The organism is Caenimonas soli (assembly GCF_013155545.1).
GTDB classification, from domain to species: Bacteria; Pseudomonadota; Gammaproteobacteria; order Burkholderiales; family Burkholderiaceae_C; genus Ramlibacter; species Ramlibacter soli.
Genome location: NZ_JABJVV010000005.1, coordinates 168,028 through 179,194, shown reverse-complemented (window position 1 = coordinate 179,194; position 11,167 = coordinate 168,028). Strand labels below are relative to the sequence as shown.

11 protein-coding genes are annotated in these 11,167 nt (G+C 63.5%); 8 read left to right on the top strand and 3 right to left on the bottom strand.

Going from position 1 to position 11,167, the window contains the following annotated elements:
• Nucleotides 1–24: 24 nt before the first annotated feature.
• Nucleotides 25–1,020 (top strand): protein-methionine-sulfoxide reductase catalytic subunit MsrP, encoded by a 996-nt coding sequence (gene msrP, locus HNE04_RS09560; RefSeq protein ID WP_172218308.1) that lies wholly within the window; start codon nt 25–27, stop codon nt 1,018–1,020.
• On the top strand, nt 1,020–1,670 hold the full coding sequence (locus HNE04_RS09555) for a protein-methionine-sulfoxide reductase heme-binding subunit MsrQ (RefSeq protein WP_172218307.1): 651 nt from the start codon (nt 1,020–1,022) through the stop codon (nt 1,668–1,670). Before msrP ends, HNE04_RS09555 begins: the two co-directional genes overlap by 1 nt.
• Here HNE04_RS09555 and lysA read toward each other — a convergent pair.
• Together lysA and lptM are read right to left on the bottom strand one after the other, a co-directional pair.
• Nucleotides 1,612–2,889, bottom strand: coding sequence for a diaminopimelate decarboxylase (lysA, locus tag HNE04_RS09550; protein ID WP_172218306.1), 1,278 nt, complete (start codon nt 2,887–2,889; stop codon nt 1,612–1,614). The genes HNE04_RS09555 and lysA overlap by 59 nt on opposite strands.
• On the bottom strand, nt 2,886–3,110 hold the full coding sequence (lptM, locus tag HNE04_RS28010) for an LPS translocon maturation chaperone LptM (protein ID WP_235964896.1): 225 nt from the start codon (nt 3,108–3,110) through the stop codon (nt 2,886–2,888). Before lptM ends, lysA begins: the two co-directional genes overlap by 4 nt.
• Before the next feature lie 12 nt (nt 3,111–3,122).
• Between lptM and cyaY the strand changes: the two genes are divergently transcribed.
• Nucleotides 3,123–3,458, top strand: a complete 336-nt coding sequence (cyaY, locus tag HNE04_RS09545; protein ID WP_172218305.1) for an iron donor protein CyaY — start codon at nt 3,123–3,125, stop codon at nt 3,456–3,458.
• Here the strand turns inward: cyaY and HNE04_RS09540 are convergent.
• Nucleotides 3,455–5,893 (bottom strand): penicillin-binding protein 1A, encoded by a 2,439-nt coding sequence (locus HNE04_RS09540; RefSeq protein WP_172218304.1) that lies wholly within the window; start codon nt 5,891–5,893, stop codon nt 3,455–3,457. The genes cyaY and HNE04_RS09540 overlap by 4 nt on opposite strands.
• A 208-nt stretch (nt 5,894–6,101) precedes the next feature.
• Here HNE04_RS09540 and HNE04_RS09535 point away from each other — a divergent pair, with 208 nt between their 5' ends.
• From HNE04_RS09535 to pilQ, 5 genes are read left to right on the top strand one after another with little or no spacing between them, the layout of a single operon-like run.
• On the top strand, nt 6,102–7,181 hold the full coding sequence (locus tag HNE04_RS09535; protein ID WP_172218303.1) for a pilus assembly protein PilM: 1,080 nt from the start codon (nt 6,102–6,104) through the stop codon (nt 7,179–7,181).
• On the top strand, nt 7,178–7,816 hold the full coding sequence (locus HNE04_RS09530; protein ID WP_172218302.1) for a PilN domain-containing protein: 639 nt from the start codon (nt 7,178–7,180) through the stop codon (nt 7,814–7,816). The genes HNE04_RS09535 and HNE04_RS09530 overlap by 4 nt, the downstream gene beginning before the upstream one ends.
• Nucleotides 7,817–7,818: 2 nt before the next feature.
• A complete protein-coding gene (locus tag HNE04_RS09525; RefSeq protein ID WP_172218301.1) occupies nt 7,819–8,493 on the top strand; it encodes a type IV pilus inner membrane component PilO in 675 nt (224 codons plus the stop codon).
• Nucleotides 8,490–9,032: a pilus assembly protein PilP gene (locus HNE04_RS09520; protein WP_172218300.1), complete on the top strand. Its 543-nt coding sequence runs from the start codon at nt 8,490–8,492 to the stop codon at nt 9,030–9,032. Before HNE04_RS09525 ends, HNE04_RS09520 begins: the two co-directional genes overlap by 4 nt.
• Nucleotides 9,029–11,149 carry a type IV pilus secretin PilQ gene (gene pilQ / locus HNE04_RS09515; protein WP_172218299.1) on the top strand — a complete coding sequence of 707 codons (2,121 nt, stop codon included), beginning with the start codon at nt 9,029–9,031 and terminating at the stop codon, nt 11,147–11,149. Before HNE04_RS09520 ends, pilQ begins: the two co-directional genes overlap by 4 nt.
• The last annotated feature ends 18 nt before the right edge of the window (nt 11,150–11,167 follow it).

Sequence of the window (11,167 nt, the reverse complement as noted above, 5' to 3'; positions counted from 1 at the left end):
AACGGCCATGACTAGGAAAGCCCCATGCTGATCAAGACCCACCGCGACGGTTTCATCCACCCCATCGGCAGCGAGATCACGCCGCAATCGGCCTACCAAGGCCGGCGCGACATGCTCAAACTCATGGCGAGCGGCCTTGCAGGCGCGGCACTGGCCTCCTGGGCTTCGCGCGAGGCCCTGGCCCAGGCGCAGCGGCCCGGCAAGCTGGCGGCGCTGGCCGCTGCCAAATCGAATGCCGCTGGCGCCGTGACCATGGAAAAGTTGACGCCGTACAAGGACGCAACCACCTACAACAATTTCTACGAGTTCGGCACCGACAAAGCCGATCCCGCCAGGAACGCCCACACGCTCAAGACAACGCCCTGGACGGTCGAAATCGACGGCTTGGTGAAGAAACCGGCCAAATACCAGCTGGAAGACCTGCTCAAGCTCAGTGCCCAGGAAGAGCGCATTTACCGCCTGCGCTGCGTCGAGGGCTGGTCGATGGTGATCCCGTGGGTCGGTTATTCCTTGTCCAAGCTGATCGAAAAAGTCGAGCCGCTGGGCAACGCCAAGTTCGTCGAGTTCATCACCCAGGCCGACCCGAAGACCATGCCTTTCGTCGGCTCGCGCGTTCTCGACTGGCCCTATGTGGAAGGCCTGCGCATGGACGAAGCCATGCACCCGCTCACGCTGCTTTCCTTCGGCATGTATGGCGAGGTGCTGCCCAACCAGAACGGAGCGCCCGTGCGGCTGGTGGTGCCATGGAAGTATGGTTTCAAGAGCGGCAAGAGCCTGGTGCGGATCCGCTTCACCGACCGCGAGCCCAAGACCGCCTGGAACAAGGCCGCGGCCAACGAGTACGGCTTCTATTCCAACGTGAATCCCGACGTCGATCATCCGCGTTGGAGCCAGGCCACCGAGCGGCGCATCGGCGAGGATGGCCTCTTCGCCAAGAAGCGCAAGACTCTGATGTTCAACGGCTATGAAGCCCAGGTCGGCCAGTTGTACGCCGGCATGGACCTGAAGAAGAACTTCTGATGTCGCCCGCCAAGGCGCTGCTTCACCCGGCGGCCAAGCCGCTGGTGTTCATGATCGCTCTGCTGCCGTTCGCGTGGCTGCTGTATGGCGTGATCACCGATAACCTGGGTGCCAACCCGGCGGAGTACCTGATCCGCTCGTTCGGCGACTGGACGCTGCGCTTCCTGTGCATCACGCTGGCGGTGACACCGCTGCGCGTGATCACCGGCACGCCGGCGCTGGCCCGCTTTCGCCGGATGTTCGGACTGTTCGTCTACTTCTACGTTGTGATGCACCTGTTGAGCTACAGCTGGTTCGACATGGGTTTCGATGTGCCGGAGATCGCCAAGGACATCGCCAAGCGCCCGTTCATTCTGGTGGGCTTTACCGGCTTCCTGCTGCTGACGCCGCTGGCCGCGACTTCGTTCAACCGCGCGGTCAAGGCCCTGGGCGCAAAACGCTGGCAGGCCCTGCACAAGCTTGTCTACGTGATCGCCGGCCTGGGCATCCTGCACTTCTTCTGGATGCGCGCCGGCAAGAACGACTTTGCCGAGGTGGCGGTCTATGCCGCCATCCTGGGCGCGCTGCTCGGCTGGCGCCTGCTTCAGTGGACTAGAAAGCGGGCCGCTCCAGGCGCATCTGGTCGGCCGCGGTTTCCCGTTCGCGGATGAGGTAGGTGCGGGCCCCGTCCACCAGGACTTCAGCGGCCCGCCCGCGCGTGTTGTAGTTGCTGGCCATGCTCATGCAATAAGCGCCGGCGGAAAGCACTGCCAGCAGATCGCCCGCCTTGACCGCCAAGGCGCGATCGCGCCCGATCCAGTCGCCGCTCTCGCAGACCGGTCCCACCACATCGTAGGTTTGCGGCTGATCGCCGCCGCGCGACAGCGGAACGATGCCGTGATAGGCCTGGTACATGGCCGGCCGGGGCAGGTCGTTCATGGCGGCATCGACGACGCAGAAATTCTTCTGTTCGCCGGGTTTGAGGTACAGCACTTCGGTCAGGCACACGCCCGCATTGCCTATGAGCGAGCGGCCCGGTTCGATCATGAATTGCCGGTCGCCGAAACCGCGCGCATCGAGCTTGGCGAAAAGCTTGGCCCACAGCGCGTCGGCCGCCGGCGGCTGGTCGCCGTTGTAGTTGATGCCCAGGCCGCCGCCGAAGTCGATGTGGTGCAGCGCGATGCCGGCGGCTTCCACCGCCTGCACCAGGTCCAGGACGCGATCCATGGCGTCGAGATAGGGCTCATCCTCGGTGATTTGCGAGCCGATATGGCAGTCGATGCCCACCACCTTCAGCCCTGGCAAGGAAGCCGCCCGCTGGTAAGCGTGGACCGTGCGCTCATGAGCGACGCCGAACTTGTTGCCTTTGAGGCCGGTCGAGATGTAGGGATGGGTCTTGGGGTCCACGTCGGGATTGACCCGGATGCTCACCGGCGCTACCTGCCCTGCGGCCACGGCGACTTCGCTGAGCACTTCGAGCTCGGCCTCGCTCTCCACGTTGAAGCAGCCGATGCCGATCTCGAGCGCACGCCGCATTTCGGCGCGGGTCTTGCCCACGCCGGAAAAGATGATGTCCCCGCCCTTGGCGCCGGCGGCGAGGGCACGCTCGAGTTCGCCGCCCGAAACGATGTCGAAGCCGCAACCGGCCTGCGCGAAGACCTGCAGAACGCCGAGCGAAGAGTTCGCCTTCATCGCATAGCAGATTTGCGCCTTGCGCCCCGCGAAGCCGCGCTGGTAGGCGGCCAGGGCCGCCAGCATTGCGCCTTTTGAATAAACGAACAGTGGCGTGCCATGATCGCGCGCCAGGTCTTGCAGCCGGACATGTTCTGCGAACAGCTCGCCGTCGCGCAGCGCGAAATGGGGATGTCCCGGCAGTGGGGTCGTGGTCATGGTCTGGGAGCGGGCGTGGCGGTGCCCGAAGTGGTGGGCGCCGAGGCGGGCGCGGCCGGGTTCAAGGTCTGGGGCAAGGTGGCTCGGCCCGCGGCCGCTTCCCCGGTGGGCAGGAACAGCGGGCCTCTTTGCCCGCAGCCGGCCAATGCCCCGGTCGCGCAGAGGGCCAGGGCAAATCGCGCAAAGCGAGCGCTGACTAGAATTTGGAAAACATTCAACATGGTGAAATTGTAATGACCGACCCCGAATTCATGGATAGAGCCGAAGCCCTGCTGGGCCGCATCGAAGCTTGTTGCGACCGCATCAACGACGAAACCGATGCGGACATCGACAACCAGCGGGTCGGCGGGATGGTCACTCTCACCTTCAGCGGTGGCAGCCAGATCGTCGTGAACCTGCAAAAGCCCTTGCACGAGATATGGATGGCGGCGAAGGCCGGCGGCTTCCACTACAAGTTCGACGGGGCGCGTTGGATGGACACCAAGGGCAACGGCGAGTTTTTCGCCAACCTCACGCGCTACGCGGGCGAGCAGGCGGGCCTGCCCCTGGAGTTCTCGGCCGCCGCCTAATTCCTGAACAGGTCCAGGATGCTCTTGCGGTCCTCGGACGGCGGCGCAGGTGGCCGGCTGGGCGGCAGGCCATCCGAGTTCAAGAGGCTCTTGTCGTCGGACGGACGAGGGGGCTCGGTCGTTCCGCCGCCGACATTGGCGACCCCGCCGCCACGCGCATACTCTTCGTAGTACCACTCGCCGCCGACATTGAGCACACCCTCGGGCGCGGACGGTTCCATCACCGGCACGCCCTTGAGAGCAGCTTCCATGAAGCTGATCCACACCGGCAGGCTCAAGCCGCCGCCGGTTTCGCGGTCGCCCAGGGAGCGCGGATTGTCGTAACCCATCCATACGACGGCCGTGAGGGTGGGCTGGTAGCCCGCAAACCAGGTGTCGATCGAATCGTTGGTCGTGCCCGTCTTGCCGTACAGATCCACGCGCTTCAGATCGCGCTGGGCCCGGGCGGCCGTGCCGGCGCGGGTGATTTCCTGCAGCAGGCGGCTCATGATGAAGGCGTTGCGCGCATCGACGGCCCGCACGGATTCGTTGGGCAGCGGCGGCTGGCTCTCGACGATGGCTTTGCCCCTCTGGTCGGTGATCTTCGTGATCAGCCAGGGATTGATGCGATAGCCGCCGTTGGCGAACACCGAATAGGCGGTGGCCATCTGCATCGGCGTCACTGCGCCGGCCCCCAGTGCCATGGTGAGGTAGGGCGGGTGCTTTTCGGCATCGAAGCCGAAGCGGGTGATCCAGTCTTGGGCGTTCTGCGTGCCGACTGCCTGCAGCACGCGGATGGACACCATGTTCTTGGACTTGGCCAGGGCCGTGTGCAACGGCATTGGGCCTTCGAACTTGCCGTCGTAGTTCTTGGGCTCCCAAGGCTGGCCGCCGGTGACACCGGCGTCGAAGAACAAGGGCGCATCGTTCACCACCGTGGTGGGGGTGAAACCCTTTTCCAGCGCTGCCGAGTAGATGAAGGGCTTGAACGACGAGCCCGGCTGCCGCCAGGCCTGCGTGACGTGGTTGAACTTGTTCTTGTTGAAATCGAAGCCGCCCACCAGCGCCTGGATGGCCCCATCGCGCGGATCGAGCGCAACGAAGGCCCCCTCGACCTCGGGCAGCTGGGTGATTTCCCAGGTGTTCTTGGGCGTCTTGGCCACGCGGATCACCGCGCCGCGGCGAATCTTGATCTTGGGCGGCGCCTTGTCGGAGAGGCCCGACTGGGCGGGCCGCAGGCCCTCGCCGGTGATTTCGAAGCGCTCGCTGTTCAGGCGCACGGCGACGATCTTCTTGGGACTGGCTTCGAGCACGACCGCGGACATCACGTCCCCGTTGTCGGGATGCTCGGCCAAGGCGTCGTCGATGGCGTCCTCAGCGTCCTTGGCGTTCGCGGGCAGATCGACGAACTCCTCGGGGCCGCGGTAGATCTGCCTGCGCTCGTAGTCCATGATGCCCTTGCGCAGCGCCTTATAGGCGGTTTCCTGCTGCGCTGCCTTGACCGTGGTGTACACGTTCAAGCCGCGGGTGTAGGCCTCGTCGCCGTACTGGGCATAGACGAGCTGGCGCACTGTTTCGGCGATGTATTCGGCATGAACGCGCGTGTTGTCGACGCCCGTGCGGATTTTCAGTTCCTGCTTCTTGGCGGCTTCGGCGTCCGCGGCCGTGATGAAGCCGTTCTCCTGCATCCGCTCGATGATGTAGAGCTGCCGTGCCCGCGCGCGGTTGGGGTTGACGATCGGGTTGAACGCCGAAGGCGCCTTCGGCAAGCCGGCCAACATGGCTGCCTCGGCGATGGTGAGCTCCTTCATGGGTTTGCCGAAGTAAGCGTCCGCTGCTGCCGCGAACCCATACGCCCGGTTGCCCAGGAAAATCTGGTTCATGTAGATCTCGAGGATCTGGTCCTTGGTCAACAGGTGCTCGAGCTTGAAGGTGAGCAGTACCTCGTAGAGCTTGCGGGTGAAGGTCTTTTCGGAGGACAGGTAGACGTTGCGGGCGACCTGCATGGTGATGGTCGAGGCGCCCTGGCTTTTCACACGGCCGAGGTTGGCCAGGGCCGCGCGCAGCAGTCCCCGGTAGTCCACCCCCCCATGTGAATAGAAGCGCGAGTCCTCGATGGCCAGCACGGCGTCCTTCATCACCTTGGGGATCTCGGCTATGGGCGTCAGGTTGCGCCGCTCCTCGCCGAATTCACCGATGAGCACGCCTTCGGCGGAAAAGACCCGCAGGGGCAACTTCGGCCGGTAATCGGACAGGTCCGAGATGTCGGGCAGGTTGGGATAGGCCACCGCGAGGGCGACGCCCACGATGATGACGACGGAGGCCAGGCCCGCCAGCGCAACACCGGCGCCCCACAGGACGACGCGCAGCAAAGCGCCCTGCCAGCCGCGCGGGCCTTTGCGGCTCGGACGTACGGATGACTTGGCGGACTCGCCGGAGTTGGGTTCAGAAGGCATAGATGTACAGATCGAGAACTCTTCGGTTAGTGCCCTTCAGGACACCCCCGGGGTAACCAGTATGGCAGGTTCCGTCGTCGGTTTTTGGCAACGGTTGGTAGGGGCCAAATCGGAAAATCTCTTTGCGTGACAAGGATGTTACTGCTAGCATTGAAGTGAAATCTTAAGTTTGTTACGCTTTGAAATACGGCGTTTCAGGAGGACGGAATTGATCGATTTGGGCTCATTGTTTAGTCGCCAGCCAGCCCCACTGCTGGGCTTGGATATCAGCTCATCCAGCGTCAAGCTGGTTGAGCTGGGCCGTGACAAAGACGGCAACCTGGTGCTGGAGCGCTGCGCCATCGAGCCCCTGGAGCGCGGCTGGATCACCGACGGCAACGTCGAAAAGTTCGACGAGGTGGCCGAGGCCATGCGCCGCGTGGTCAAGAAAAGCGGCACCCGCACCCGGAATGTGGCGATGGCGCTGCCGCCCTCGGCCGTCATTACCAAGAAGATCATCCTGCCAGGGGGCCTGTCCGAACAGGAGCTCGAGGTTCAGGTCGAAGCCGAAGCCAACCAATACATCCCCTTTTCGCTGGACGAGGTCAGCCTCGATTTCTGCGTGGTCGGGCCCAGCCCCAACTCAACCGGCGACGTGGAAGTGCTGATCGCCGCGTCGCGCCGCGAAAAGGTGCAGGACCGCCAGGGCCTGGCCGAAGCTGCCGGCCTGAAGCCCATCATCATCGATGTCGAGTCGTACTCGTCGCGGGTGGCGGCGGGGCGCCTCATCCAGGCCTTGCCCAACCAGGGCGTGGACACCATGGTCGCGTTGTTCGAGGTGGGCGCTTTCACCACCAGCATGCAGGTCATCCGCAATGATGAGGTGCTCTACGATCGCGACCAGGCCTTCGGCGGCGCCCAGCTAACCCAGCTCATCGTGCGGCAGTATGGTTTTTCGCCGGAAGAGGCCGAAACCAAGAAGCGCAGCGGCGATCTGCCCGAGGACTACCAGTCCGGCGTACTCAAGCCGTTCGTGGACAGCATGGCCCAGGAAGTGGCCCGGGCCCTCCAGTTCTTCTTTACCAGCACCCCGCACAACCGGGTCGACTACGTGATGCTGGCCGGCGGCTCGGCGGCATTGCCGGGGCTGACCGACGCCGTCACGATGCAGACCTCCTTCCCCTGCAACCTGGCCAACCCGTTCGAGGGAATGCAAGTAGGCGACGGAGTGCGCGAGAAAAAGATGCGCAGGGAGGCACCCTCGTATCTCACCTCGTGCGGCCTGGCCATGCGGAGGTTCCTGCAGTGATCCTTATCAACCTACTTCCGCACCGCGAAGCGGCCCGCAAGCGCAGGCGCGAAGCTTTTTATGCGGCGCTCGGTGCCTCCGCCGTGGCGGGCGTCGTTGTCGCCGGCGCCATCTATCTCTGGTATGCAGCCCAGATTTCCGGCCAGCAGAGCAAGAACATGGTGCTGCAGACCGAGATCAAGCTCCTCGAAGGCCAGATCAAGGACATCGCCAACCTGCAGGCCGAAATCGCCGCGTTGCGGGCACGCCAGCAGGCGGTGGAAGACCTCCAGGCCGATCGCAACATGCCCGTCCACCTGTTGAACGAACTGGTCAAGCAGCTGCCGGATGGCGTTTACGTGAGCAGCCTCAGGCAGGAAAACCAGGTCGTGACCATCCAGGGCACGGCGCAATCGAACGAGCGGGTTTCGGAGCTGCTGCGCAATCTGGGCAGCAACAGCCCCTGGCTCACGAAGCCGGAACTGGTCGAGATCACCGCCGGTAACGTGACCCTTAGCCCCCGCGACCAACGCCGCGTGGCCAACTTCAACATGCGGGTCAGGCTGTTGCGCGCGAGCGAGGCCCAGAAGGCCGCGAGTGCCGCCCACGGCGCTTCGGCCCCGACCGCAGGCGCTTCCGCACCAGCCAAGACCTGACCATGGCCACCAAGCAGACCCCCAAGTTCAATTTCGCAGGCGCCCAGCAGGCCCTGTTGAGCCAGTTCCGAGGGCTCAATCCCCACGATCCCTCGTCGTGGCCGCTCGTGCCGCGGCTGGCGCTGTGCCTCGCCCTCATGGCGGCCATCGTCGTCGCCCTGTGGTTTGTGTGGCTGACCGGCTCGAACGATGCGCTGGAAGCCGAGCAGAAAAAAGAAATCGCCCTGCGCGAGGACTACAAGAAAAAGCTGGCCCAGGCCGTCAACCTGGACGCGCTCAAGAAGCAGCGCGAGCAGGTCCAGCAATACGTGACCCAGCTGGAGAAACAGCTGCCCAGCAAGGCTGAAATGGACGCACTCCTGTCGGACATCAACCAGGCGGGGCTGGGTCGCAGCCTGAGCTTCGAGTTGTTCCGTCCCGGCACAGTGGGGGTCAAGGAATATTACGCTGAGCTGCCGATTGCGCTTCGTGTGACCGGCCGCTTCCATGACGTCGGGTCATTCACGTCCGACATCGCCAACCTGTCGCGCATCGTGACCCTCAACAATCTCAACATCACACCGGGCAAGGATGGCCTCCTGGCGATGGAAGCCACCGCCAAGACATTCCGCTACCTGGACGGCGACGAAGTCGCGGCCCAGCGCAAGGCGGTCGCGCCGGGAGCCCCGAAAAAATGACACGCATAACCGCAGCCACGGCAGTTTCCATGGTGGTTTTGCTCAGCGCTTGCGGCTCGTCCGGGCAGGATGAGCTGCAGGAGTGGATGAGCGCGCAGAAAGCGCAGACCAAGCCCCAGGTCCAGCCGATTCCCGAGCCCAAGAAATTTGCGCCCCAGGCGTACACGCAAGAGGCGTCCACGGACCCCTTCAGCAACCTGAAGCTGACGCAAGCCCTCAAGCGCGAGTCGGCGCAGTCGGCGTCTAATGCCGCCCTCGTGGCGCCCGAACTGGCGCGCCGCAAGGAACCCCTCGAGGGCTTCCCGCTGGACAGCATGGCCATGGTGGGAAGCCTGGCCAAGGAAGGGAAGCCCGTAGCCCTGGTGCGCGTGGACAACCTCCTGTACCAAGTGCGCCCGGGCAACTATCTGGGACAGAACTTCGGAAAGATCGTCACGGTGGGCGAAACGGAAGTGGTCTTGCGCGAGATCGTGCAGGACGCGGCAGGTGAATGGATCGAACGCACAGCCAAATTGCAATTGCAAGAGAGGTCGAAATGAACAAGAACTGGACAAATTGGCGGAGGGCGTGTGCGCTTGCGGGTGTCTTTCTCGCAGCCGGCTTCTCTTTCGCTGCCGGGGCGCAGACAGCCGTTGAAGGTGTCAGCAGCTCGATGCAGAGCGGAGTGGAGGTGGTGCGGATCGAGTTTTCGCAGCCGCTCGCGGCCGTTCCTGCGGGATTCACAGTGCAGGCGCCCGCGCGCATCGCACTCGACATTCCGGGTGCGACCAACGGCATGGGCCGCTCCACGGTGGACATCAACCAGGGTAATCTGCGCTCGGTCAATGTCGTGCAATCCGGCGATCGCACGCGCCTGGTTCTGAACCTCAAGTCTGCTGCGGGATACAAGGCGCAGTTGCAGGGGAAATCTCTGCTCGTGGTGCTCGAGCCAACGGCGGCGGCCGGCCCGGCAACGACAGCGCAACCCGTGTTCGCGGAGAGCCGAAACGCCGAAACCCAGCCCATCAAGGATCTGGATTTCCGGCGCGGCACCGACAGCTCGGGCCGGGTCATCGTGGCTTTGCCGAATAACCAGGTCGGTGTCGATATCCGCCAGCAAGGCCAGAGCCTGGTGGTCGAATTCCTCAAGTCCTCCCTGCCCGAGGGCCTGCGCAGGCGGCTCGACGTGTCGGATTTCGGCACGCCGGTCCAGTCCGTCACTACCTTCCAGGCGGGTGACCGCGTGCGCATGGTGATCGAGCCCAAGGGTGCGTGGGAACACAGCGCCTACCAGAGCGACAACCAGTTCGTCGTGGAGGTGCGGCAGCTCAAGGTCGATCCTTCCAAGCTCACGCAAGGTACCGGCTATGCTGGCGAGAAGCTCTCACTGAACTTCCAGAACATCGAAGTGCGGTCGCTGTTGCAGGTGATCGCGGACTTCACCAACTTCAACATCGTGACTTCCGACTCGGTGACTGGCGCAGTCACGCTCCGCCTGAAGGATGTGCCGTGGGATCAGGCGCTCGACATCGTGCTGCAGGCCAAGGGCCTGGGCATGCGCAAGACGGGCAACGTCATCTGGATTGCTCCCAAAGACGAGATTGCATCCAAAGAGAAACTTGATCTGGAATCCCGCGTTGCCATCCAAAGCCTGGAGCCGGTTCGCACGCAATCTTTCCAGTTGAACTACACCAAGGCAGCTGACATCGCTGTGCAGTTGACGTCGGGCACCGGAGCAGCACGCATCCTGAGCACACGCGGGAGCGTGATTGCAGAGCCGCGCACCAACCAGCTCTTCGTTACCGACATCACCTCGCGCCTGGAACAGGTTCAACAGTTGATCGGCAAGCTGGACATCGCGGTGCGTCAGGTCCTGATCGAGGCGCGCATCGTGGAAGCTTCGGACACCTTCGGCAAATCGCTGGGCGTGCGCCTGGGTGGTAGCGACCTCAGGGGCCTGCGTGGCGGCGATCCGGGTTATTCCATCTCGGGAAATCACCGGCTCGCTTTGGGCGGCACCTACAATGCCGTGAGCGGGACGACCGGCGAAAGCTCGACGCAGCTCGATACCGTCAACACGACTTTCGTCAATCTTCCCGCGGCCGGGCAGGGCGGTTTCAGCCCCTCCAGTTTCGCCATCTCGCTGTTCAGCGCGGCAGCGAACCGCTTCCTGAATCTGGAGCTTTCAGCGCTGGAAGCGGACGGCAAGGGCAAGCTGGTTTCCAGCCCTCGGATCGTCACCGCCGATCAGACCAAGGCCATGATCGAACAGGGCACCGAGTTCCCGTATCAGCAGGCCACGTCGAGCGGCGCCACTTCGGTGGCGTTCCGCCGGGCGACGCTGAAACTCGAAGTGACGCCGCAAATCACGCCGGAAGGCAACATCATCCTGGACCTGGATATCAACAAGGACAGCCGTGGTGAAACGACGGCTGCCGGCATCGCGATCAACACCAAGCACATCAAGACGCAGGTGCTCGTGGAAAACGGCGGAACGGTCGTGATCGGCGGTATTTTCGAACTGACCGAATCGGAGAACGAAGCCAAGGTTCCGTTGCTGGGCGACTTGCCCGCAGTCGGCAACCTGTTCAAGTCCAAGACGCGCAGTTCCAACAAGCAGGAAATGCTGGTGTTCATCACGCCAAAAATGATCGCGGACCGGGCAGCCGCACGTTAATCACAAACAAACTCAAGA